This window comes from Acinetobacter amyesii (genome assembly GCF_023499985.1).
Taxonomy (GTDB): Bacteria; Pseudomonadota; Gammaproteobacteria; order Pseudomonadales; family Moraxellaceae; genus Acinetobacter; species Acinetobacter amyesii.
Genome location: NZ_JAMCOU010000032.1, coordinates 169818 through 195300 on the forward strand (window position 1 = coordinate 169818; position 25483 = coordinate 195300).

Genomic DNA, 25483 nt, shown 5'->3' on the forward strand with positions numbered 1-25483 from the left:
TCATATAAAAATCCCGCACTTAGCGGGATTTTTTATGTTTAGCGCAAATTATTTTGCAATTTTCGCTAAAAGGTCTTCTTTACTTAAGTTGCTTGATTCTTCATCACGGCGACCTTTGTACTCAAATGTACCAGCATCCAAACCTTTCTCGCCAATGACAATACGGTGTGGAATACCTGTTAACTCGATATCAGAGAATTTAACACCCGGACGTTCATTACGATCATCAAGAAGAACATCATAACCAGCAGCAGTTAATTCTGCATACAGTGCTTCAGCTGCTTCCATTGTACGTGGTGACTTATGTGCATTCATGGGCACAATAGCAACTTCGAAAGGAGCAATTGCAGACGGCCAAATAATACCTTTGTCATCGAAGTTTTGTTCAATCGCAGAAGCAACAACACGAGTTACACCAATACCGTAGCAACCCATAGTCACAACGAGTGGTTTGCCATCTTCACCTAAAACTTTGCAGCCAAGCGCTTCAGAGTATTTTTGACCCAATTGGAAGATATGACCAACTTCGATACCACGTTTAATCAAGATTGTACCTTGACCGTCTGGAGAAGGGTCACCTTCAACAACATTACGCAGGTCATAAACTTCGGTGAATTGTGCATCACGTTCCCAGTTTACACCTACAGCATGTTTATCAACTTGGTTCGCACCAGCAACAAAGTCTGAAAGTACAGACGCTGCACGGTCAACAATAACGGTAATGCCTTTTTCGGTTAAGCCTTGAGGGCCACAGAAACCAGCAGTTAAGCCTAAGTCAGCTAATTGTGCTTCAGTTGCAAAAGTTAATGGAGCAGCAATTAATGGGTGTTTTTCTGCTTTAATTTCATTCAGTTCATGGTCGCCACGTAGGAATAAGGCAACCACTGGTGCAGCTTTACCTTCTTCAGCAACACCTTGAACCAATAATGCTTTGACAGATTGAGTAGGGTCTGATTTAAGGAATTCAGAAACCTCAGCAATGGTTTTCTGATTTGGTGTATCAACAATTTCAAGTGCTTTAGTCGGAGCAGCACGTTCACCTACTAATACTGCTTCCGCCATTTCTACGTTAGCAGCATAATCTGACTCTGTAGAGAATGCGATGTCATCTTCGCCGCTAGACGCAAGGACGTGGAATTCGTGTGAACCCGAACCACCAATTGAACCTGTATCCGCTTGAACTGGACGGAAATTTAAACCTAAACGAGTGAAAATTTTGCAATAAGCTGCATACATCTTGTCATAGGTTTCTTGTAAAGAAGCTTGGTCAACATGGAAAGAATAGGCATCTTTCATGATGAATTCACGTGAACGCATCACACCGAAACGAGGGCGGATTTCGTCACGGAATTTGGTTTGTACTTGGTAGAAGTTTGCAGGCAATTGCTTATAGCTTTTCAATTCATTGCGAGCAAGATCTGTAATCACTTCTTCATGTGTAGGGCCAAGTACAAAGTCATTGTTATGACGGTCTTTAAAACGTAAAAGTTCTGGACCATATTGTACGAAACGACCTGATTCTTCCCATAAAGATGCGGGTTGAGTGACAGGCATCAGGACTTGAAGTGAACCAGCACGATCCATCTCTTCGCGGATAATCGCTTCAACTTTATTTAATACGCGAACGCCCATCGGCAGCCAAGTGTATAAACCTGAAGCCAATTTACGAATCATCCCGGCACGAAGCATAAGCTGATGTGAAATAACTTCAGCATCGTTTGGGGTTTCTCTTAACGTTGCAAATAAAAAGCGACTCGCGCGCATGGAAACTGTCCTAAAAAATTAAGCGTTAAAGTGGAGAGTATACAATAAAAAATGAGGTGAACATTTTCCAAAGTCACCTCATTTTAGATTTTGTCATTATGACATGATTTTTTTGGCTTGACGTGCAAGGAAGTTTCGGAAATCATCCAAATAGGTAAAAATCACCGGCACAACCACAAGTGTTAGTAGGGTAGAGGTAATTACCCCGCCAATCACGGCATGTGCCATTGGCGCGCTTTGTTCACCGCCTTCACCTAAACCAAGTGCAAGCGGAACCATACCCATCACCATTGCACTGGTGGTCATTAAAATGGGACGTAAACGGGTTTTGCCTGCTTCAATAATCGCTTCATAACGATCTACACCATGATCCATGGCTTTTTTAATAAAGTCGATGAGTAGAATTGCGTTCTTTGTCACCAAGCCCATGAGCATAATAATCCCGATAATGGAAAAGAGGTTCATGGTTGAATTAAATAAGAATAGGGCTAAGAAAACCCCAATCAATGATAAGGGTAATGAAGCCATAATGGCTGCAGGGTGAATGAAGCTATTAAATTGTGAACCCAAAACAATATAAATAAATACAATAGAGAGGGTAATCGCTGTCATTGCATAACCCGCAGACTCAGCCATATCTTTATTGGCACCTTGCGTGACAAAACTATAACCTGGTGGCAAGTCGAAGTTTTTCTCTATCTCATTGATTTCGGAACCAATATCACCCGAAGGACGTCCTGCTGTGTTGGCTTCAACCATCACTTCACGTGCCAGATCACGACGGTTAATTTGTGAAGCACCGAGAGTTTCTTCAAAGCTAGCCACACTTGCCAATGGAACCAAGATAGGTAAGCCTGCGGCATCGGTTTTTTGTGATGTGATGTACATGCTTTGAATGTCAGTTGGCAGACGACGCTGATCTTCAGTGAGTCTTAAATTTACATCATAGGTTTCGCCTTTATCATCCTTCCACGTTGTTACATTATCACCCGCAAGAAGAGGGCGTAATACATTGGCGATTTGATTGACGGATAAACCTAAATCACTGGCTAAAACGCGATTGATATGTACACCTAAGGTCGGTTTAGGTTCTTTGAGTGAGCTTTCTAAGTCGACAATACCGTCGACTTTCGAAATTTCTTTCATGAAGCGGTCAGAAATGCGTTGTAACTCATCTAAGTCTGGTCCTTTAATCGAGATCATAACCGGCTTTTGGCCGCCCGATACTGTTTCATCAGCTGAGGCAATCGAGGTAATGGTAATACCTGCTACATGTTTTAAGCGGGTACGGAATTCATTGTTGAGATCCGTTAATGTTTGACTACGCTCCGAACGTGGTGAAACAGTGACACGAATGCTAGCATGGTTTTTACCCCGATCAGTGGCACTATTAATTGCACCATAAGTGGCTTTGACTTCTGGATGTTGGCGAATGATACGATCTACTTGCTTAAGCTTAGCCTGCGAATATTCAAGGGTTGCATCAACTGGTGTTTCAAATTTGATCCGAATTTCACCTTTGTCTGGTACGGGTACAAATTCAGTTCCGATCAGTTTGGATAAACCCAATGCACCAAATAAAGACGCGACAGCGATTAAAAGGGTAATGAGCCTAAATTTTAAAGCAAGCTTGAGTAATTTTTCATAATGATGGCTTAGGTTGTCGAGCTTGCCCGAAATCCAGTTAAAAAAGCGTTTGATTTTTCCGGGCTTTTTATTTGGATCGTGGCGCTCTGCCCAGTGAGCAGACAACATCGGGTCAAGTGTGAAACTTACAAACATTGAAATCAGTACAGCGGTACTGACGGTTACACCAAATTGATAGAAGAAACGCCCAATAATGCCGCCCATAAATGCCACAGGTAAAAATACCGCGACAATGGTCAATGTTGTGGCCAATACAGCTAAACCAATTTCTTTCGTGCCGTCGAGTGCAGCGGTGACGTGGTCCTTGCCCATATCGGCATGGCGGACAATATTTTCACGAACCACAATGGCATCATCAATGAGTAGACCGATACTTAGTGAGAGAGCCAGTAGGGTCATCATGTTGATGGTAAAACCAAAAATCCAAACAAAGGTGAGGGTACCTAGTAGCGAAATCGGTAGGGTTAAACCTGTAATGGTTGTCGAACGAAATGAGCCGAGAAATAACAATACAATGAGTACCGCAAGTACTGCACCTTCAATAATCGTACGTGCCACGTCTTTAATGCTGCCACGAATACCTTTTGAAGAATCAACCACAATTTCTGCAGTCGTGCCTTTTGGCAATTGCTGTTGGATTTTACTTAAGGTTTTACGGGTATTATCAACCACCTCAATTACATTAGAGTCCGAACTTCTCAGAATGTCGACAGCGACGGCTGTTTTACCATTCAGATAGGCACTCGACTCCATTTCAGCCTGGCTATCTTCTATTTCTGCAATTTGTTTGAGATAAATCGGCGCGCCATTTTTATTGGCAACCACTAAATCTCCGAAAGAATTTGGGTGAATAACGCGAGATTTAATTTCGACCACCAATTCTGAATTCTTTTGTTTTAAGGTTCCTCCCGGAACTTCAATATTTTCAGATTTTAGGGTGTTTATAACTTGATCGATCCCAATCCCGAAACTTTGTAATTTTTGCGGATTTACTTGAATACGAATTTGACGCTGTGCATCACCCAATAAATTGACCGTACCGACACCGGGAACTGTTCTGAGTTGTGGCACAATCCGTTGATTGAGATAGGAACTCAAATCACGTAAAGACATGTCCTTCGATTCAAAAACAATCGACATAATCGCACTGGCAGTAGGGTCGTAGCGCTCTACAATCGGGTCATCAATTTCATCACGAAATTGTGCAGTTACTGGTGCAATTTTATCTCGAATATCTTGTGCAGCTACAGAGGACGAGACATCTAGATTAAATTCGACAATGACCGTGGATAAACCTTCACTGGACTGTGAAATGACTTGCTTAAGGCCTGAAATCGTATTGATCTGATCTTCAAGTTTCTTGGTGATCTCAGATTCGACAGACTCAGGAGAAGCACCCGGATAGTTGGTGTAGACTACAACAAAAGGGAAGTCGACATCAGGAAACTCCTCAACGCCCATACGTTGCCAAGAAGCAAGTCCTAACACCATCAGACAAAACATCATCATGATGGTGAAAACAGGATATTTCACACTAATTCGGGTTAACCACATAACAACTGTCCTGCCTTATTCTTTTAATTTTGGCTGATACTTACATCTTGTTTAATATCTGAATCATTAAATTTAATTCGGCTGATCAGATCGCTATTTTGTAAGCCCTGAACAATCGCGGTGTTATTGCTATAACTCTGATTCAAAATTTGTACAGGTACTTTGGCAATTTTATTTTGACGAATGACCCAGACGTAAGGTTTATCTTTTAGACTTTGAATGGTGTCGAGTGGAATTTTTTGGCCTGAAATATTATCCGTGCCTAAGATGTGGCCTTCGACAAAAGCACCAATACTTAATGAAGTAATAGTTTCATTTGGGGCTGCAAAAAATTCAATTTGACGACTAGCCTGATCGGCAATTGGTGAAATCCGGCTGATTTGTGCTGTGAGTAAATTGCTATTACCTTGGATGCTATATTCAATCTTTTGTCCAATTTTCAGTGCAGCTTGCTGATCACTTGGTAATTTGGCTTGAATTTCTAATTGGTCTGGATTGACGATTTCAAAAAGGGTTTGTCCGGCAGCAACCGTTTGTCCCGGTTCAACATCACGTTTGGTAATCACGCCTTGGATAGGGCTATAAATGGTGCCGTCTTGATTGGCTTTACGTGCAATATCGACATTGGCTTGTTGAGCGCGAACATTTTCCATTTGAGCTTGGTAATCGACACGACTTTGTTCAAACTCTACTTTGGAAATAAAGCCTTGATTCAGCAAACGCTGTTTACGGTCCATCATCAGTTTAGCTTGATTGGCTTGAGCTTGTGTGGATGCAAGGTTTGCTTGTGATTGAGCAAGACGTGCGGCATTGTCTTGATTATTTAAACGCACCAACACTTGGCCTTTGCTGACACGTTGTCCGACCTCTGCATTAACATTGGTTGCAGTCGCAGTGACTTGGGCTTGAATACTGCTCTGATTGACCGCCCGAATGGTACCAGTAAAGGCCGTTTTTGAAATGGCGTTGCCTTGTTCGATCGTGACCAGATCTTGTTGAATCAATTCAATCTTATTTTCTGGTTTAACACTTTTCTGCGGATCTTCTTTTTGACATGCAGCCAAAGCCAGGCTTATGCAAAGCAGGCTAAGCTTTAAAAATGGGGATGATTGCTGTGCAGAGTGCATAATGGTCCTTATATCAGCGGTCTACAAAAGCAATTGAATAACAAGTTTATTCCATCGCTTTTAAACGCGTAATAATTCTGTCGTATTCAGCTTCTGTATTTCGATAGCGAGTTTGTAACGATTGAATGTATTCTTTTTTCGCTACCATATTTTTTTGATTATTATCCAACATTGTTTTTAATTTTGCCGGAACGGTTTCACCTTTTCGAAAATGTTCACGTTCTTGGCGAACAAATAATACACGATCATTTTGTAATTGTTTTAATTGTTCTTGTTCAAACACGATCTGTTTACGTATACCAGTCAGTGCATCACGCTTTTTGATGGCCGCAGTTCGTCTATTGGTATAGGCTTTTTTAAGTTTGATATCTGATGCTTGCTGACGTGCTTGGGCAGCACGCTGAGGAGCTTGTCTAACATCAGCTTCAGCATTGTAGGGGCGGTTACGTTTAATCACTTGCATATTTTGATCAAGTGCTTCATAACCATAGCGGATGTGATTTGGTGTCACATTGGTACTAATGTTTGCTACACCTTTACTGTCATAGTAACGATACCAAGTCGCCTTTTGTGGTTGCTGTATATTGGTTGGTGCAGCAAATAAAAGCGGGGTATAAGCCAGTAAACAAGTCGTCAGAATGATTTTTTTTGAGAAATGTTTAAGGCCAATCAAGTGAATTTTTTTTGTAAGCGGACTCAACCTTGTACTCCCCAGTTTAAAGTTGACTAAATTACTTATTTTAAAGTAATAATCTTGCTATAATATGCTTAATTAAGACAATTAAATACTATTCCAAGTTAAAAAAAAATCGTTGGTCATCGGAAAGTGTGAAGCAGTTAATAAAAACAAGAAATCTTGTGTGTTTGCGCAGAAAATGTTCATTGAAAACGCAAGTAAAGATATGTTAAAAATGTTCATAACTTGTAAATAATAATGCTGCTAACTTAATTGTTTGTACATCCTCAATGGGTAGGGTCAATAAATGGACGATAAATTCCAAAATCTAAAAGTCATGGTAATTGATGATTCAAAAACCATTCGTCGTACGGCCGAAACGCTGCTTCAGCGTGAAGGATGTGAAGTAGTCACTGCTGTAGATGGTTTTGAAGCACTTTCAAAAATTGCAGATGCGAATCCAGATATCGTATTTGTCGATATTATGATGCCACGTCTTGATGGCTATCAAACTTGTGCCCTGATTAAAAACTCTCAAAATTATCAAAATATTCCTGTGATTATGCTTTCAAGTAAAGATGGTTTATTTGATCAGGCGAAGGGTCGTGTTGTAGGTTCTGATGAATACTTGACTAAGCCATTCAGTAAAGATGAATTGCTGAATGCAATCCGTAATCACGTTACAGCTTAATTAGATTTTTTATTTTTTGGGGAAAAAGCATGGCACGTATCCTAATCGTTGATGATTCACCAACAGAAACATTCCGTTTTAAAGAAATTTTAGGTAAACACGGTTTTGAAGTGATTGAAGCTTCAAATGGGGCAGATGGTGTGACAATGGCTCAAGCTGAGTTACCTGATTTGGTCTTAATGGATGTGGTAATGCCGGGTGTGAATGGATTCCAAGCAACACGTCAAATTGCACGTGGTGCGACCACCAAACATATCCCAATTGTCATTGTAAGTACCAAAGATCAGGCAACTGACCGTGTTTGGGGTAAACGCCAAGGTGCTTCTGATTATCTGACTAAACCTGTAGACGAAAAACAATTAATTGATGTGATTAAGCAACACCTCAATGCAGGATAAAGCTCTATGGCAGCAAATGGATTTATCGAATTACTTCGAATCGCAAAACGAGGAAACAAAAACTACGTTTCCACTGAAAATGAAGTAAACCGATGGTCAGGCATTGCTTTTGAGATGATGGGGCAATATTACGTTGCTCCTTTAGGTGAAGTAGCTGAAGTGATCTACCCACCAAAATATACGCCAGTTCCCAATACCCAACCTTGGGTGATGGGATTAGCCAATATTCGGGGACGCTTACTTTCTTTGTCTGACCTAGCACAATATATAACCGGTCATCGAAGTAGTTTTTCACCCACTCAAAAAGTTTTATGTATTAGTCATAATGACCATTATGTCGGTTTGGTAGTCGATCAAGTTTTGGGTATTCAACACTTTAATAAGAAAAGTTATTTTTCTAAACATAATGAGTTGGATCGAAATTTGCAGGAATATTGTCAGGGGTATTTCCACCAGCATAACCAGCAGTGGAATGTATTTCTCTTCAGTCGTTTACTGCAAAATCCAAAATACATGAACGCATCTATAAAATTTATAAATTAATTGTCGCGCACGAACGAAAGAAGGCGTAATCGGGGAGAAGCTGAATGGGCTTTAAACTTAAAAAGAAAAATACGGGTGAAAGCACCAGTGGTCGTAAAGGCGGTAATGCTTTTCTGGCAAAACTGCAATCACAGACAGATCAATTATCTCGAGTTTTTGGTGATAGTGAAAAATCCAAACCATTTATTTATGGTGCGATTGGTTCATTAGTACTGGCAACGATTATTTTATTATACCTATTCTATAGCGTTCCTCGCGGTAACCAATTAACGCAAAGTTTGGGTGAGCTCCGTCTTCTTTCGCAAACAATTTCGCGTCAAGCAACTGAGGCAACTGCATCAGGTACTGAAGATGCAATGAAAAAATTAATTGCCTCTCAAGATTCGTTCAAAGAAAACTTAGAAACTGTAAAAGACATTCATGCAAATACAGATGCGCTGAAATCTGTAGATACGCAGTGGGCTGAGGTTTCAAAAAGTATTGACTTGATTACTTCGCAACAAAAAATCATTAATAAATTATATGACACGAACATCGCGATTGGTGAAACCATTCCGGGGATTCAGGCGGAATATAACTTGATGGTCGACCAAATGGCACGTCAAGACATGCCTTCGAACCAGGTGGTGATTGCGAAAAACCAAGTATTCATTGCAGAACGTATTTTACGTTCGATCAGTTCGGTGCTTTCAGGTTCTGATAGCTCACGTGAGTCTGCAGATGACTTTAGTGCCGATACTGAAACCTTCGGTTTGTACTTAAATGCCCAATTGGATGGTAGTACAGAGCTTGGTGTACAACGTATTGAAAGCCCTGAATTACGTGAGTCACTTGAAGGCATTAAAGCTGAATATGACGATGTATTAAAATCAGCGGCTGCGACAATTTTGAAAAACTCAACGCAAATTGTGAACGTACGTAAAGCATCTTCACAAATTTTTGCTGAGTCAGACAAATTGTTGGACAACTTAAATCAATTGTCTTCTAGCACAGGCTTGAAAACCATTTTACCTGCGGTACTGTTGATTCTTGCTTTAACAGCCTTCTTGATCTGTGTGTTCAAACTTCTTTCTTTACGTGGTCAATCGGATAAATTCCGTGTAACCCGTCTTCAAGAAGAATATGACCGTAACCAGAACGCGATTTTACGTTTACTCGATGAAATTGCCGATCTTGCAGACGGTGACTTACGTTCGTATGCGACGGTATCTGAAGACTTTACTGGTGCGATTGCCGACTCGATTAACTTCGCAATCGACCAATTACGTGACCTTGTATCGCGTATTACAGAAACTTCTCAAGAAGTTGCGCAATATACCGCCAATACGCAGGGTATTACCAACCAGCTTGCAGAAGCATCTGAACATCAGGCGCAAGAGATTGCTGGTGCATCTGCCGCGATTAACGAAATGGCAATGTCGATTGACCAAGTATCTTCGAACGCTGAAGAATCAGCTGTCGTAGCAGAACGTTCTGTACAAATTGCTGCAAACGGCGCAGATGTCGTAAACCGTTCAATTGAAGGTATGGATACGATTCGTGAACAGATTCAGGAAACTTCAAAACGTATTAAACGTCTAGGTGAGTCTTCTCAAGAGATTGGTAACATTGTCGCATTGATTAACGATATTGCCGACCAAACAAACATTTTGGCATTAAACGCAGCAATTCAGGCGTCAATGGCGGGTGAAGCAGGTCGTGGTTTCGCCGTGGTAGCGGATGAGGTACAGCGTCTTGCGGAACGTTCAGCGTCTGCAACCAAACAGATTGAAGGTTTGGTAAAAACCATTCAAACGGATACTAACGAAGCCGTAATTTCAATGGAACAAACGACTTCGGAAGTTGTACGTGGTGCGAACTTGTCTAAAGATGCCGGCGTAGCACTAGATGAAATTCAGTCTGTATCGGGTAACTTGGCGAAACTGATTGCAAACATTTCTGATGCTGCAAAACTTCAGTCTGCTTCAGCTGGTCATATTGCGACAACGATGAACGTTGTACAAGAAATTACCTCGCAAACTACCAGTGCAACATTTGATACTGCACGTTCGGTATCTGAATTGGCGAATATGGCTGAATCATTACGTGAATCTGTATCTGACTTTAAACTCCCAGAGTAAGTCAGGCGCAAACCTGTAGTACCTTAGCTGCGGCTAGGGTACTGCACCGATTACAGATAACACATCGATAAGGTGAACTTAACGTCACAGTTAAGTCTTAGGTGATGGTTACAATTAAGTTTGAGCAACCTTCTTGGTGGCAAAACATAAGAAGCCTTAGCTATGAAAGAAATATTAAAAAATTTAGTTGAAACAACTACGCTTCCTGAAGATAGTTATCTTGATCAAGATGCAGAAATTTTAGAGATTTTTGTTGAAGAAATAGAAGAAATCTTTGAAGAACTGGCGGGTTTATTTACAACTTGGTTGGAAAATCCACAAGATAAAGAGACTTTAACGACGATTCGTCGTCATTTCCATACCCTGAAAGGTTCAGGTCGTATGGTCGGGGCAAAATCGGCGGGTGAAACTGCATGGGCAGTTGAAGATACGCTGAACCGTGTCATTGCGGGTTCAGTACAGTTAACGCCGACCGTTCAAAAGTTTGCACAAACAGTTTTAAATGTTTATCAATATAAGCTCTATCCACGGTTTAAAAATGTTGCCGAATTGGATGTTGACTTACGTCCATTGGTTTTAATGGGGCAACAATTACAACAAAATATTAGCCTTGAGCCTGCACTCGAAGAATTATTAAAACTGGCAGATCAATTAAAATCTGAAGATGGTGTCACTGGTTTAGAACTGACTGATGTTGAAGCTACAGCACCTGTAGAAGTGCTTGAAAACACGATTGATGCGGTTGTTGAATCAGAACCTGCTCCTGAACAAGTGGATGCAGATGCATCTCTGGTCGAAGAGACAGTGAGCATTTTTATTGAAGAAGCTGAAGAACATCTACAAACGATTGATCAGTTCCTCCAATCTGATGACAGTAAATCACAAGATTATAATGGTTTGATTCGCGCGCTACACACCTTGCGTGGTAGTTCGTCGATGGCGCAAATCGAAGAGATTTTTGAAGCCAGTTCAAAAGTTGAAAACTTATTCAAAACCTTATTACAAGACGAAATCGTATCGAGCTCGAAAGAAACTGCTTTATTGATTCAATATGCTGAATTTGTTCGTGATTATTTACACGTGCTGCGTTCAGGGGGTAAGGCAAATCTTGCATCTATTTATGAAACCTTCAAAGCTGCTTGGGATGATTATGGTTTTGCTAGCCAAGATCAATTGGCGCCTGAAGATAATCCGCAAGGTTTGGTTTCTAAACTAATCGAATTAAATATTGATCAGTTATTAGATGCTGAATTTGAGTTTGATAAACGTGCCCTTGCTGAATTCCCTGACTATATTCAACAGCTCAGTCAGCAAGCTTTAGAGTTGATTGAACATACGGATAATCGTGCGTCTGTTGGAATACATGATTTCACAACTCAACTGCGTGCAGCGTATCAGTCTTTAATTGAAAAGCCTGAATTACTCCATGCTGATTATGGTTATGAGTTATTTGCGCAAGCACATCAAGAGTTCATTCACTTATTTGACACTTTAGCTGCGGGTCAGCGTGTAGTGTTAAGTGAAGAGGTTCAGCGTTTCTTAAATGAGCTGACTGCATTTGTTCAACAAGACATTGAAGCAGTTGCAGCGACGACAACACCAGAAGCCCATGTAGTTGCTGAACCTGTTGCCACAGTAGAAGATAAAGCCGCTGTTGCAAATACAACAGCAGTAGACTTTGCACAATTAAGTCAGCGTATTCAACTTGATCATCAACAGATGCAAGCGGCGGATGCGAATAATGACTTTGATGAAGATCTTTTAGGGATCTTTATTGAAGAGGCAGAAGAATTATTGGTGGGGATTGATCAAGACCTCAGTACTTGGACACGTGATCAGACCAATACTTCAGCTTTGAATAATTTAATGCGCTATTTGCATACCCTAAAAGGTGGTGCAAATATGATTGCCGCGTCTCATGTGGGTTTAATTTCGCATGAATTGGAGTCGATTTATGAGCGCATTATTCGTCAGCAAATTTCGATTACGCCTGCGTTAATTCAAATTATTCGTTTGGTGCAGGATGATATTTCAGATCGTATTCAAACCATTCGTGACCAAGGGATCGACTACCCAGCGAATAATGTGATCGATATTCTTAAGAATATTCAGTCAATTGTGGCAGGAGAGCGTTCAGAACCTGTTGCATTGGCTTCGGCTCCTATTTCAGCTGAAACTCTACAAGCTACAGTAGAGCCAGATGTGTCGGTGTCAGAGCCGATGGACGCTGCTGAAGACACTGCAGAAGCAGTGGTTGAAGCTCAAACGACTGCTCACACTGAGTCCGCTGTTGAACATCTTGAACATGCGGTTGCTGAACATGTTGAGCATCCAGATGATGATCTACGTTCGGTCATGGAAGAAACCTTCCTTGAAGAGTCTGAGGAAATTCTTGAACAAGCCGTTCAATTATTAAATCAATGGACTGAACAACGTAGTGACCGTAACGTATTGCTTCAATTACAACGTGCTGCCCACAGTATTAAGGGTGGTGCGCGTATGGTTGAAAATGAACCTGTTGCCGCAATTGCGTATCAACTTGAGACGACGTTTGAGCATTTTGCGGTTCATCATTTCAACTCAAATGCATATGACGGCTTACTCAAAACGACGTTGGCATGGTTAAAAGAAGCAATCTTCAACCATGACTATAGTAATTTTGACAGCATCAAATTGAGCTTAGAATCCATTCAGTATGTGGATGTTACGGTTCAATTGCCAAACCGTGTTGCAGAATTAGAACAAGGTATTGTCAGTAAAGGCTTTGAATTTATTCAAGGTGATGGTGTTGAACCTCCATCTATGTTGGGTGAATGGTCTGAAGCTAATTCTTCTGATAACAGTAATGAGATGATTCGTATCTCGGCTGATCTCGTCGAGAAGATGATTGACTTATCAGGCGAGAACTCGATTAACCGTTCACGTATTGAGATGGACTTAGGTCAGCTAGGCAATACCTTGAATGAAATGGAGTTAGCAATTAAGCGACTTGCTGACCAGTTACGTCGAATGGATGGTGAGCTTGAGTCACAAATTATTGCCAAACATGGTTCTGAAAATTCACGCTATGCGGATTTCGACCCATTGGAGATGGACCAATATTCATCGATTAACCAATTGTCAAAATCTCTAGCCGAATCTGCGTCGGATTTGGTTGACTTCAAGAGTACTTTGGCAGAAAAAATCCGTGATGCGGAAGGTTTGTTATTACAACAATCACGTATTCAGTCAGAAATTCAAGAAAGTCTGATGCGTACCCGTTTGGTGCCATTTGATCGTTTGTTACCACGTTTACAACGTATTGTGCGTCAAACCTCTTCGACCTTGAACCGTCCTGCAGAATTGATTGTTCAAAATACAGAAGGTGAATTGGACCGTACGATCTTAGAGCGTTTGGTGACACCATTTGAACATATGCTGCGTAATGCGGTCGACCATGGTTTAGAAGATACTGCTGACCGTTTGGCTTTAAAAAAGCCAGAAGTAGGTAGCATCGTCTTGAACATTAGTCGTCAGGGTACTGATGTACTGGTGTCTTTCAGTGATGATGGTAAAGGGATTGATGAAACCAAAATTAAAGACAAAGCCTTAAAACTTGGTTTAATCAAAGCGGATCAGTTCCTCGATAAACAAGAAATCTTGCAATTGATCTTCCATCCAGGTTTCTCAACGGCACAATCGGTAACGCAAATTTCGGGTCGTGGTGTTGGTCTGGATGTGGTGCAAAGTGAAATTAAAGCCTTGGGTGGTCATGTTTCCGTTGAGTCTGAGTTAGGTAAAGGGACGACCTTTACCATTCGTGTACCAACCACAGTAGCGGTCAGCGATGCCTTGATGGTGAAAGCGGGCGATCAGCAATATGCGATTTCATTAGCGCAAATTGAACGTATTGTCCGTATTGCACCTACGGCACTCGAAACTTACTTCAATAGTAAGGATGACGTGTTTAAAATTGACAACACCAATTACAAACTACGTTATCTATCAGAGTTTGTGGGTAATCAGCCAATTCCACGTTTAAATAATGTCGGCCATTCATTGCCTGTACTACTAATTAAAGGCAACAGTGGTCAAACCATTGCTTTATTGGTCGATCAGCTGGTGGGTTCACGTTCTCAAATCGTGGTGAAACCAATTGGTCAACAATTTACCAGTGTAGCCGCGATTGCAGGTGCCACGATTCTAGGTGATGGTCATGTATGTTTGATTTTGGATGGGCAAAATATTGCACGTCAAATTCAAACTACGCAGCGTGTTAAACATTCAGCTGAACAGCGTGATTTGGGCCGTCAAGCCAATGCGCGTCGTTTAGTGATGATTGTCGATGACTCGGTAACTGTACGTAAAGTGACTTCACGCTTACTTGAACGTCAAGGTTATGACATTGTGACAGCGAAAGATGGTGTGGATGCAATTGAACAGCTTGAAAATGTCCGTCCAGACTTGATGCTACTCGATATTGAAATGCCACGTATGGATGGTTTCGAAGTGACAAACTTAGTTCGTCACCATGACATTCACCGTGAGCTGCCAATCATTATGATTACATCACGTACAGGTGAAAAACATCGTGAGCGTGCATTTAGCTTAGGTGTGACTCACTATATGGGTAAACCATTCCAAGAAGCTGAATTGCTTGCCAATATTGAAGCTTTAATTGCAGAAAAGCAGGGGTAATCTATGAGCCAAAATACTGTTTCTCAGATTGTCAGCGATAAAATTGATCAACAGGAACTGCAACATCTCATTACGGTATCTACCGGGTTTATCGATGCATATATCATTGATTGTCATGGTAAAGAGCCAATGTTGTTGCCACAAAATATTGTGCTATCAGCGCTCGATAGTGCAACCAAGGTTCCTTTTGTTGAATGGCATGAATTGAAATTGCCTGTTTTCTCAGTCAATGATCCTGCCAAAAATCAGGGTGTGGCTTTGGTGATTGAAGGTGATGATGTTGGGCAGCGTTTTGCACTGATGTGTAATGAAATGCCGAAAACCATTCGTCTGCGTATTTCTGAAGTGGTTGATGAAGAAAAAGCTGTGAAAGACGCCAATATTTTCCAATATGTACGCATGGCCGATCAGGTATTTCATATTCCAAATTTAGCTAATATTCAAAACAGTATTGGGCTTCAAGCAGCTTAATATTTGCAAAACGCGATATAAAAAAAGGAACTCAATGGAGTTCCTTTTTTTTGACTATGCAGGGAATATTTAAGCCAACAGGTTTTCTAAAATCTTTTCGTAAATTTCAGAAAGTGGCTCCAATTCTTCCACATTGACATGTTCATTGATTTGGTGAATCGTGGCATTTAAAACACCCAGTTCAAGCACCTGCGCACCTGTAGGCGCAATGAATCGACCATCAGAAGTACCACCACTGGTCGAAAGTTCAGTTTCAGTCCCAGTAACTTCTCGAATGGCATCACGTGCGGCATTCACTAATTCACCTACAGGGGTTAGGAATGGCAAACCAGATAACGTCCATGTGATGTCATATTCAACGCCATGACGATCTAGAATTTCCAAGGTACGTGCTTTGAGTTCATCTGCCGTTACTTCAGTTGAATAACGGAAGTTAAACAGTAGATTCATCGTGCCCGGAATAACGTTGGTTGCACCTGTACCGGCATTGATATTGGAAATTTGGAACGACGTTGCAGGGAAGTATTCGTTACCATTGTCCCACACGGTATCGCAAAGTTCAGCCAGTGCTTTTGACGCAGTATGGATTGGGTTTATTGCTAGATGTGGGTAAGCAACATGCCCTTGTTTACCTTTAACCGTTAAATTGGCATTTAGCGAACCACGACGACCATTTTTAACAATATCGCCGAGTGTGTTGGTGCTAGATGGCTCACCCACCAAACACCACGTCATTTTTTCATTACGCGCTTCTAAAGTTTCAACAACTTTGACTGTCCCGTTGATCGAAGGGCCTTCTTCGTCAGAAGTAATGAGAAAGGCAATCGAACCTTTATGATTTGGATGCTTTGCAACGAAACGTTCTGAAGCTACAACCATAGCTGCCAACGCTGTTTTCATATCTGCGCTGCCACGACCATACAGTTTACCGTCGCGAATTTCAGGAATAAATGGGTCAGAACCCCATGCATCCAAGTTACCCGTAGGTACTACATCAGTATGACCTGCAAAGCAAAATACTGGTGCTTCAGTCCCTTTACGTGCCCAAAGATTATCTACATCATCAAAACGCATATTTTCAATGTTAAAGCCAATCTTGGCTAAACGTTCCGCCATAATGTTCTGGCAGGTATGGTCAATCGGTGTTACCGAAGGTTGGCGCAGTAATTCTAGGCTGAGATCAAGAGTTGCTGTTGAGGTCATGCTAAATACAGAAGTCAAAAATGTCGCAATATAATAGGCGAATCGACAAGCGAAGGGAAATTTAGACGTGAAAAAACCCTATTTAAAAAATAGGGCTCTTTTATAAATTCTTGGGAAAGAAATTAATTGCGTCGAATTTCTTCCGAAGTTTTCTCAGCAGTATTGGTTACAGCATCTCCAGCTTTAGATACGTCTTTACCAACACCTTTTACTGTATTACAACCTGTCAGTACGAAAGCAACCATAAGTGATGCAGCTAAAATTTTTTTCATTGAATGTAATCTCCATTATGAAAGAATAATTTTTAGAAGACTAAATTATTCTGTTGTGAGATTTAGATTAAAAAATAGCCGTATCAAACAGTAGGTGGTTTTTACGGTGGTTGAGTAAATAAATGTAAATTTCTACTAAATGGTGCATTGAGTCTTAAATTGTTTGAGGCAAAATTAAGCGTGGTAATCTATACATATAATAGCTTTCATCGCTGTCCTTTTTATATAAACCATCTGTCCACCAATGTGCAGTTTTACTTGTGGGTTGCTGCTGTACGCAGATCCATTCATGTCGTTGTAGGCGATAGAAACCTTGACTTATGGACGGAATGACATGTCCCCATTGACCTATTCTACGCGCAGGATTGACCCAGTTTGGCAATGTGTTGGTACACTGAATAGGTAAATATAATTGACCCTTTAAAACGCAATAACGTTGTTGAATCTGCTGCCCAAGTGCTTCATCAAATTGGAATTGTTTTTGGGTAAAATGATTAAGCTTTCGAGCCAAAGTATCACTACGATTTAAGCCATACCAATAGGGTAATTGAAAATCGCGCTCTGCTAGATAGTATTTTAAAGCCACTTCCCAATGTTCAACTTCACCACTTTCAGTATTTTTTAAAACAAAGTCGAGTTCACCTACTGTACGAGGGCCGTCAATTTTTTGAATGCTATGTCCGAGTAACTGGTAGGGATGGTATGGGTGATCGAGAAGCCAAAACCATATAAACATTTCGAAACGTAAACCAAGGCGAGTACTTTTTAATTTTTGTAAAAATTCTACTAATTCACTTGGGTGTTGTTCGAGTTGTTTTAAACGGGGAAGGTAGGCTTCAAAATATTTATGCCAAAGCTCGTTTGGATGAAAATGAAAGGGATAGCGGATTTCGAGTTCATTGGGAATTTGCTGCAGAATATTTGGGCTAGCAATACAGAAAGCCAATTGGCGAACTAAGGGCTGTTTAAATTGCAACCATGGCTCAAAATAAGACGACGTTGTCGGGGCTACAGCCATATTGAAACCTTTCGAATAATGCAGAATAACAACGGATAATTGTTAAAAACATCTTATACTACCTGAATTGAAAGTTCAGGGTAGCGGTATGAAGACGTTGTTTTGGCGAAGCTTAGTGGTTGTCTTTGTCATTTTAGGCTTTATAGGGGCTTTATTGCCGGGAATGCCCACGACAGTCTTCTTAATATTAGCTGCATGGGCGGCTTCAAAAGGTTGGCCTCAAATGGATGCTTGGTTGTTGAATCATCCTAAATATGGGCCAACCTTACGCGGTTGGCGCGAAAATGGCACAGTCCCACGCAAAGCAAAATGGTTTGCATCGATCATGATGTTGGTGAGTGGTCTGATTATGCTTTTTACATCAGCACCGATTGCCGTCAAGATTTTCACTGACTTAACCATGTTGATTGTTGGCATTTGGTTATGGACACGACCAGAGCCAAATAAGATTAGGACTATTGAACATTCGCCGCAGACTAAACCACAAGATAAAGATAAGCAGAAAGAGCAAGAGCATGTCTGAATATACCCAAGATCAAGCAGATATCCTGATTAACTTAAAAGATCAAACTTTAACTTTGCCGAAGCTAAATAAATTTTATCTCATTTCATCGGGTAAAAATGGCATTGGTGAGCAGGAAAATAGTGGCAAGACGCCACGAGGCTGGCATCAAGTGGCTGAAAAGTTTGGTGGACAACAACCTCAAAATGCAGTTTTTAAAGCACGTCAGTGGACCGGAGAGGTTTACGACGAGCAACTTGCTGCATCACACCCTGATCGGGATTGGATTTTATCTCGAATATTATGGCTCAGTGGTTTAGAACCCGGCTTTAATGCAGGTGAGGGCTGTGATACTTATCAACGTTATATTTATATCCATGGCACACCAGATAGAGAGCCTATGGGTATACCGATGTCACATGGTTGTATTCGCATGCGAAACAGCGATGTTGTAGAACTTTATCAATTGATTCCATTAAATGCGCTGGTTTACATCACTGAACATTGAACACGTCGTTAAAAGCACAAGCCATGAAAGCCGAAGTTCATGACATCAAACCATGGTTTGAAGAATTAAAGTGAGTTTGAAAGGCGTTTTTTGTCAGAAGTAATACACGCAAACTAACAGAAAATCGTGTTTGAATGTATTTTGTACACTGTGGTGTTTTAGAATGTAGTGTATGTGATGAATTAATCGTCGGTTCGCTGAATGATTAGTTATGAGTCCACGCGAAAAACTGTTTTTTATGTGAATGATGCAGAATATAAGTCATATTTTTAGTAATAAATTTACAGGTTTATAGCTAAAAAATGTTCAAAAATACTGATTTTTCCGCAATATAACTTATTTTTTAATCACTCAAACAGAAAAAGTGCAAAAGAGTTAGAAAAGCGTTTGACAGACCGTGAGGATTCTCTATAATGCACCTCATCAAACGATGAACATGTTTTGAAAAGGGCGCTTAGCTCAGTTGGTAGAGCGTCTGCCTTACAAGCAGAATGTCGGCGGTTCGATCCCGTCAGCGCCCACCAAGCCTTTTCAGTGTTAAGATATTTAGAGTGCAGCGGTAGTTCAGTTGGTTAGAATACCGGCCTGTCACGCCGGGGGTCGCGGGTTCGAGTCCCGTCCGCTGCGCCACTTTAAATCTTAATTCGTTTGAACCACAATAGCGACATTGTGTAAGTGCAGCGGTAGTTCAGTTGGTTAGAATACCGGCCTGTCACGCCGGGGGTCGCGGGTTCGAGTCCCGTCCGCTGCGCCATTTACATGATAGACCTTTTGAGGGCGCTTAGCTCAGTTGGTAGAGCGTCTGCCTTACAAGCAGAATGTCGGCGGTTCGATCCCGTCAGCGCCCACCATATTTTTTGCGATGCAGCGGTAGTTCAGTTGGTTAGAATACCGGCCTGTCACGCCGGGGGTCGCGGGTTCGAGTCCCGTCCGCTGCGCCATTACAAAGAATATAATTGTTGTACCCTTTAAGGGCGCTTAGCTCAGTTGGTAGAGCGTCTGCCTTACAAGCAGAATGTCGGCGGTTCGATCCCGTCAGCGCCCACCATATCTTTTAAGATATAGGTTGTGTTTCGAAAGAAACTACGTGATGCAGCGGTAGTTCAGTTGGTTAGAATACCGGCCTGTCACGCCGGGGGTCGCGGGTTCGAGTCCCGTCCGCTGCGCCATTTATCTTAAAAATCTCTGTTCAAGAGAATGCCTTTAGAAAAATCTTCGATTTTTCTCTTGCGCTCAGACAAAGCTTCGCTTTGTTACTCTTCGCTCAGGGCGCTTAGCTCAGTTGGTAGAGCGTCTGCCTTACAAGCAGAATGTCGGCGGTTCGATCCCGTCAGCGCCCACCATATTCTTCTATAGAAACTTCTTTCCCCAAAAGCTTGCCTAAATTTTCTGATTTACATAGAATCCGCTCTATAATAATTTTAATATTGTATGTGATCTATGAGAAATCCATATCAGCGCAAGGCAGCGTCTAAAACTCAAACTACAAATTACAATCCTCAAGAAACCTATAAACAATTTATTGAAAATATGGTCGCTCAAGGTGGCGTGATTGCGTTATATCAAGATGGTTGGGCACTTTGTGCGACACCTACAGGTCAGCGTTCCTTCGCCATTTGGCAAAATCGTGGTTTGGCACGTTTATTAATTAAAGACAATTGGTCCAATTATGAAATTCAGGAAATTTCATTAAAAGACTTTATCGAAAAAGTCATTCCGTTTTTACGCAGCGAGAGCACTACGGTATCTTTAGATTTGACCCCAGAAGGACAAAATATTTTGGTTGCGCCTGAAAAGATGCTGTTAGATATTAAAAATTATTTATATCAAGTCTATCAACAGCGCCCAGAAATCTTTGAAAACCTTAAAATTCCTTTGCCACGTAACATTCGTTTAAATTAATGGTTTATTTACAGCATAAAAAGCCCTTGTTTACTGATCAAACAAGGGCTTTTTTTAATATTCATTGAGTACAAAACCGCTCAAAAAGGCAAAATATTCTCGTAGCCAAGAGTTGTAGCGGATGTACAGCGGTGTAGGCGCTGCAATGGTATACACCTGTGTATAGCCTAACTTTCGTGCAATTGCTTTTGCACGTGGAAGGTGAAAGTCACTACTGGCAATCGCAATGGGGGCATCAAGAGAAATCTGATGTTGTTTTAAAATCTTTTTACTATTGATCAGGTTGAGTTCTGTACTGGTACTTTTACTTTCTTCATATATGCCTGCCGCTGAAATGTCATAGTGTTGAAGTAAATAGCGTTTCATGACGGAAGATTCGGTCATTTTTTCATTAAAGCCTAAACCACCCGTCATGATCATAATAGTATTGGGTTGTTGCAAGGCATACGGTGCTGCGGCATCGAGACGCGCCTTTAAGGTCGGAGAGGGTTGACCATTTTCAATACCACTACCCAAAACGATGATGGCTTGGACGGAAGTAAATGGCTTGGATTGCTGGCTATTGAAGTGTAAATACGCAAAAAACAGTAAAAGGCTCAATAGCCAAAGCCAAAACAACCACCATGTAGCACGCCAGAGCCTTTTGAGTTTAGGGTATTGATCTAAAATATTGTGGATTTGCGTTGCAAATAGTCCAGATAAAAGAAAAATACACCCAATGACTAAGGGTAAAAGGATGCCTAAATGAATTTTATCTAATGTAAGTAACCAAATGGCATCTACGCAGAGCAGCAAGCCTACACAAAGCAGTAGTATTCTTTTCATTCAAAAAATTAAAGCAGTATCCGTATTTGCCTAAGTATAGCGAAAAAAAACCAGACACGAGGTCTGGTTTTGAGTTGGGACTATTTATGAGTAAACATCTTATTAATAAACATCACGGCGGTAGCGCCCAGCTTGACGCAGTTCAGCAACAACGTCTTCACCTAATATATCAATCAGTGCGTGGTCAACGTCCGTTGCCATACCGTTGATACTACCGCAAACGTAGATCACGGCACCTTGTTCTACCCATGATTTTAATAAGGTCGCATGGTCACGTAGCTCATGATGCACATAGCGTTTCTCCGCTTGATCACGAGAGAAGGTGAGATCTATGCGTTGAACTAAGCCTGTGTTTTGCCATGCTTCAATGATGTCTTGATAGAAGAAATCATGTGCGCGTTGACGCTCACCAAAAATCAGCCAGTTTTGCGTATAGTCTTGACGAACGCGTGCATGTAAAAGACTGAGTAAACCTGCAATACCTGTACCGTTACCAATACAAATCACAGGACGATTATCTGCAATCAGATGGAATGATTCATTGGTACGAATACGCAGTTGTAGTGTGCTGTTGATCGCTGCATGTTGTGTTAACCAACCAGAGCCTAAACCAAGCTCACCATCCGCATTGGACTGCTGACGTACCACTAAGCGTAATACTTGCTGACTTGGAATACTGGCAATGGAGTATTCGCGAGTTGGAAGCGGTGGAAGCTGTTCGAGCAAATGATCAAGATTGGCAAATGGTTCAACATCCGTATTTAGGTTACGATCCCATAATGCATCTTCAATGCGTTGCTGAGTAGAATCAACCACTTGCTGACTTTGAATTTGGTACTTTTGCATGAAGTTTGCAATACGTTCAGCACTATTACCCGGCTGAATCTCTGCAATATCACCCGCTTGCCAGTTGGCTTCATGTTGAGGTTTTAACTCAATATTAAATGCAGGGGCACCTAAACTGTTCGGGTTGAGTAGATCACGTTTGGTCAATGTCCATGCATCAAAAGTTTTTTCAATTTGCATGTGCTGAAGTTCAAGTTTAGTCGCTTTGGCTAAAGCGCTATTCCATGCTTGAATGGCTTGGGTGTCGCCATTATTGACTTCAATTGTGTCAAACAGGGGCTTCGCAGCATTACTTTGCATCCAGCGATGAATCGCATGACCAAAGCTACAGAAAGTATCAGGATATTCTTCTGAACCTAAAGCTAATACGGCAAACTGAACATGACTCAAATCGAGGCTTTGTGTCATCAGTTTACGTTCAAAGCTTGAAGCGAGGTCAGGTGCTTCGCCAGTGCCATAAGTACTTGCAACAAATAAAACCTGAGCGGCTTGCGTTAAGTCATCAGCAGAAAGTTGCTGAACAGCTTTCACTGTGACAGGCTGACGAGCCTCTTGTAAGCTTGTTGCTGTACGCCATGCCAATTGTTCAGACTGACCTGTTTGTGATGCATAGCAAATTAACCAAGGCTGTGCATTTGGGTCGATGGTAACTGGTGCTAAGCTTTGACGGGCTTGCTGTGTCAGTTTTTTCTGTTTACGACGTTTGAGATAGAGCATCCATCCTGTGACAAAGAACAGCGGCATCATGAGGGATGCAATAACCACAAAGAACTGATAAATCGGTCCGAAGAAACTACCGCGATGTACAGGCAACATGCTGGTCATGATTTTTTCATTTAGCTTTTTATCTTCGTATAACTCGATATCGGTAAGAGCAGACGTTTTGTAGTTATAAGTCGCTTTGTTGCGAGCACGTTCATGTTGAGGGACGGCATCCACAAAGTTAATTTCTAATTCACCATTGGCTTTTTTCGGAATATTAAAAGTGACACTTGAGTATTCACGACCAATATTTTGATTAAAGCCATTCCAACTTTGGGTAAGGGCAATATTCACTTGTTCTGGTTTTAGACCACGTTTTTCTCCGCGACCTTCAGCACCATGTTTGTTTTCTTGAGAGCCGTGTTCAGAGGGACTCGACGTTGCAGGGTTTCTTTCAGAACGTGCTTGGTGTTCACCACGAGTTTGTCCTGCTTCAGTGGCTTGTTTTTCAGCGCTTTGCTTTTCGCCCGCATGTTCAGCAGGTTGTCCATTCGTTTTTGGACCTTCTTGCAATTGGGGCTGTGGACGTTCAACGCCCATGACTTTAAACATGCCATTACGCCACCAATCATAAGACCAGTACAGACCTGTACATGCCAAAATGAGATAAAAAACAATCACCCATGTGCCGACGACTGCATGTAAATCCCATAGGAAATTACGTCCTTTGAGCTTCGGTTTTACTGCAAGCCATTGTTTTACAGAATGTCTTTTTGGCCAACGCAGATACAAACCACTCAATACAAAATAAATCAGCATCAGTGTACATGCGCCGGTAATTTGTTTACCAACAGGGCCAACAGTTAAATTACGGTGTAGCTGTTGTACAAACTGGAAGAATTTTTGACCTTTAATTTCAGGTAAAACTTCGGCTGTATAGGGGTTAACCATCATGTTATAGCCACGACGAGCACCTTCTTTGACAATATTCACGGTACTTGAGGTGGTCGCATCTGAGGCAATAGAGATGCTATTAATTTTCATGTCAGGATCAGACTGACTAAAGTGCTGATAAAGCTCAGCAGGGGTTAGTTTAGGCTGCTGTTGAGCCTGAACCACATAACTGTCCTGATTGATTGCTTTAAGTATTTGCTGTTCATAGGAATAAATGGCACCTGTAACCCCCATGAGTGAGAGTATTAAGCCGGCACTAATCCCCAAGAACCAGTGAATCTGGAAAAGGGTTTTCTTAAACATGATGAATTTAATATTGATAAAAGGTTGCTGAATTGCGACGAATTATAAACGATGATTTAGTCGAGAATGTGGAAAAAGTAAGTAATATTCATTCTCATTATTGTAATTATCAATAATTATTCAAAAATTAAACACATAAAAAAAACCTCCAAAGAGAGGAGGCTTTTTATACACAAATGTCTGTTAGGCTTAAATTGGTTTAGCAGGGCCTACAGTTTCATTTAAATGTTTACGAATGGTCGAAAATGGAAACTTCTTGCTATCCATACGTTTAGGCAAGATGTATGCGCCGTCTTGACCCTTTACTTTAAAGTTCAAAAGGATGAAGTCTTTGGTGTCATACCATTCATGAATGTCTTTCCAACCGACAGTCATCGTCCCCATGTTTGCGCCCATACGTTGCTGCATAGAGATCCCATGCGGCTGGACACCCATACGGATGCCTTTAATTTCTTGAACAGGGACTTCGTTCAGTTTGCGTTTCGCATACCATTCGATTCCGAATTTACGCACAAGGAAGTAAATCACGACACAGACAATAGCTACCCAGCAAAATACTGTTGAATAGTTCTTAATAAAGATGAGGCCCAAGAGTGCCAGTGCAAGAATTGCACCCATAATTAGCCATGCTTTTTTGCCAATTTTGAAGTTACTGCGAGACAGAACAAGTTGAGCATAACGTTGTTCTGCTTCAGAAATTTCATAAGCCACTGGCTCTAGCGTGTAGGCGTATAAATTTTTTGCGGTCATAGTGAAAGTAACAGATTTAAAACTGTAAAA

18 protein-coding genes, 8 tRNA genes and 2 pseudogenes are annotated in these 25483 nt (G+C 41.3%); 18 read left to right on the forward strand and 10 right to left on the reverse strand.

Going from position 1 to position 25483, the window contains the following annotated elements; all coding sequences use genetic code 11:
• Positions 1-48: 48 nt before the first annotated feature.
• The 4 genes from M5F03_RS10670 to M5F03_RS10685 all read right to left on the reverse strand — a co-directional run bounded on the left by M5F03_RS10670 (position 49) and on the right by M5F03_RS10685 (position 6732).
• The gene (locus tag M5F03_RS10670; protein ID WP_249708302.1) at positions 49-1764 is read right to left on the reverse strand and encodes a proline--tRNA ligase; all 1716 of its coding nucleotides are present in this window, start codon (positions 1762-1764) and stop codon (positions 49-51) included.
• Between the two features lie 96 nt (positions 1765-1860).
• Positions 1861-4965, reverse strand: coding sequence for an efflux RND transporter permease subunit (locus tag M5F03_RS10675; RefSeq protein ID WP_249708303.1), 3105 nt, complete (start codon positions 4963-4965; stop codon positions 1861-1863).
• Positions 4966-4988: 23 nt separating this feature from the next.
• Positions 4989-6092 (reverse strand): efflux RND transporter periplasmic adaptor subunit, encoded by a 1104-nt coding sequence (locus tag M5F03_RS10680; protein ID WP_180021272.1) that lies wholly within the window; start codon positions 6090-6092, stop codon positions 4989-4991.
• A gap of 46 nt (positions 6093-6138) precedes the next feature.
• Positions 6139-6732: a hypothetical protein gene (locus M5F03_RS10685; protein WP_372491141.1), complete on the reverse strand. Its 594-nt coding sequence runs from the start codon at positions 6730-6732 to the stop codon at positions 6139-6141.
• 343 nt (positions 6733-7075) lie between these two features.
• On the opposite strand from M5F03_RS10685, the gene pilG reads away from it, so the two are divergent.
• From pilG to M5F03_RS10715, 7 genes and pseudogenes are all read left to right on the forward strand, one after another.
• Entirely contained in the window at positions 7076-7459 is a 384-nt protein-coding gene (pilG, locus tag M5F03_RS10690) for a twitching motility response regulator PilG (protein WP_078191060.1), read from the forward strand.
• Between the two features lie 29 nt (positions 7460-7488).
• A complete protein-coding gene (locus M5F03_RS10695) occupies positions 7489-7857 on the forward strand; it encodes a response regulator (RefSeq protein WP_078191059.1) in 369 nt (122 codons plus the stop codon).
• A 6-nt stretch (positions 7858-7863) separates the two neighbouring features.
• The gene (locus tag M5F03_RS10700; RefSeq protein ID WP_078191058.1) at positions 7864-8400 is read left to right on the forward strand and encodes a chemotaxis protein CheW; all 537 of its coding nucleotides are present in this window, start codon (positions 7864-7866) and stop codon (positions 8398-8400) included.
• Between the two features lie 44 nt (positions 8401-8444).
• Positions 8445-10520, forward strand: coding sequence for a methyl-accepting chemotaxis protein (locus M5F03_RS10705; protein ID WP_078192256.1), 2076 nt, complete (start codon positions 8445-8447; stop codon positions 10518-10520).
• A gap of 162 nt (positions 10521-10682) precedes the next feature.
• A pseudogene (locus tag M5F03_RS16740) lies at positions 10683-11223 on the forward strand (Hpt domain-containing protein); the annotation flags it as partial.
• Positions 11224-11312: 89 nt separating this feature from the next.
• A pseudogene (locus M5F03_RS10710) lies at positions 11313-15197 on the forward strand (hybrid sensor histidine kinase/response regulator); the annotation flags it as partial.
• A 3-nt stretch (positions 15198-15200) separates the two neighbouring features.
• On the forward strand, positions 15201-15668 hold the full coding sequence (locus tag M5F03_RS10715; RefSeq protein ID WP_078192254.1) for a hypothetical protein: 468 nt from the start codon (positions 15201-15203) through the stop codon (positions 15666-15668).
• A 69-nt stretch (positions 15669-15737) separates the two neighbouring features.
• On the opposite strand, the gene dapE is transcribed toward M5F03_RS10715, so the two are convergent.
• From dapE to M5F03_RS10730, 3 genes are all read right to left on the reverse strand, one after another.
• Positions 15738-16871, reverse strand: coding sequence for a succinyl-diaminopimelate desuccinylase (gene dapE / locus M5F03_RS10720; RefSeq protein ID WP_249708306.1), 1134 nt, complete (start codon positions 16869-16871; stop codon positions 15738-15740).
• 122 nt (positions 16872-16993) lie between these two features.
• Complete coding sequence (locus M5F03_RS10725) at positions 16994-17143, reverse strand: entericidin A/B family lipoprotein (RefSeq protein ID WP_078191053.1); 150 nt, start codon at positions 17141-17143, stop codon at positions 16994-16996.
• Positions 17144-17297: 154 nt separating this feature from the next.
• Positions 17298-18161: a DUF1853 family protein gene (locus M5F03_RS10730; protein WP_249708307.1), complete on the reverse strand. Its 864-nt coding sequence runs from the start codon at positions 18159-18161 to the stop codon at positions 17298-17300.
• An 88-nt stretch (positions 18162-18249) separates the two neighbouring features.
• Between M5F03_RS10730 and M5F03_RS10735 the strand changes: the two genes are divergently transcribed.
• The 11 genes from M5F03_RS10735 to M5F03_RS10785 all read left to right on the forward strand — a co-directional run bounded on the left by M5F03_RS10735 (position 18250) and on the right by M5F03_RS10785 (position 21073).
• Entirely contained in the window at positions 18250-18684 is a 435-nt protein-coding gene (locus M5F03_RS10735; RefSeq protein WP_249708308.1) for a YbaN family protein, read from the forward strand.
• Positions 18677-19171 carry a cell wall-recycling L,D-carboxypeptidase ElsL gene (gene elsL, locus M5F03_RS10740; protein ID WP_078192250.1) on the forward strand — a complete coding sequence of 165 codons (495 nt, stop codon included), beginning with the start codon at positions 18677-18679 and terminating at the stop codon, positions 19169-19171. The genes M5F03_RS10735 and elsL overlap by 8 nt, the downstream gene beginning before the upstream one ends.
• A gap of 448 nt (positions 19172-19619) precedes the next feature.
• Positions 19620-19695, forward strand: a tRNA-Val gene (locus M5F03_RS10745).
• 29 nt (positions 19696-19724) lie between these two features.
• Positions 19725-19801, forward strand: a tRNA-Asp gene (locus tag M5F03_RS10750).
• Between the two features lie 47 nt (positions 19802-19848).
• Positions 19849-19925, forward strand: a tRNA-Asp gene (locus M5F03_RS10755).
• Between the two features lie 21 nt (positions 19926-19946).
• A tRNA-Val gene (locus M5F03_RS10760) sits at positions 19947-20022 on the forward strand.
• Between the two features lie 13 nt (positions 20023-20035).
• Positions 20036-20112: transfer RNA gene (locus M5F03_RS10765), tRNA-Asp, on the forward strand.
• 31 nt (positions 20113-20143) lie between these two features.
• Positions 20144-20219 (forward strand) — tRNA-Val (locus M5F03_RS10770).
• A 44-nt stretch (positions 20220-20263) separates the two neighbouring features.
• Positions 20264-20340: transfer RNA gene (locus tag M5F03_RS10775), tRNA-Asp, on the forward strand.
• A gap of 98 nt (positions 20341-20438) precedes the next feature.
• Positions 20439-20514, forward strand: a tRNA-Val gene (locus M5F03_RS10780).
• A 97-nt stretch (positions 20515-20611) separates the two neighbouring features.
• The gene (locus tag M5F03_RS10785) at positions 20612-21073 is read left to right on the forward strand and encodes a DUF2750 domain-containing protein (RefSeq protein WP_180023173.1); all 462 of its coding nucleotides are present in this window, start codon (positions 20612-20614) and stop codon (positions 21071-21073) included.
• A gap of 54 nt (positions 21074-21127) precedes the next feature.
• Here the strand turns inward: M5F03_RS10785 and M5F03_RS10790 are convergent, their stop codons facing one another.
• From M5F03_RS10790 to M5F03_RS10800, 3 genes are all read right to left on the reverse strand, one after another.
• Entirely contained in the window at positions 21128-21898 is a 771-nt protein-coding gene (locus M5F03_RS10790) for a YdcF family protein (RefSeq protein ID WP_249708309.1), read from the reverse strand.
• Positions 21899-22000: 102 nt separating this feature from the next.
• Positions 22001-24703 carry a PepSY domain-containing protein gene (locus M5F03_RS10795; protein WP_249708310.1) on the reverse strand — a complete coding sequence of 901 codons (2703 nt, stop codon included), beginning with the start codon at positions 24701-24703 and terminating at the stop codon, positions 22001-22003.
• Positions 24704-24892: 189 nt separating this feature from the next.
• Positions 24893-25453 (reverse strand): YcxB family protein, encoded by a 561-nt coding sequence (locus M5F03_RS10800; RefSeq protein ID WP_180110910.1) that lies wholly within the window; start codon positions 25451-25453, stop codon positions 24893-24895.
• Positions 25454-25483: the final 30 nt, after the last annotated feature.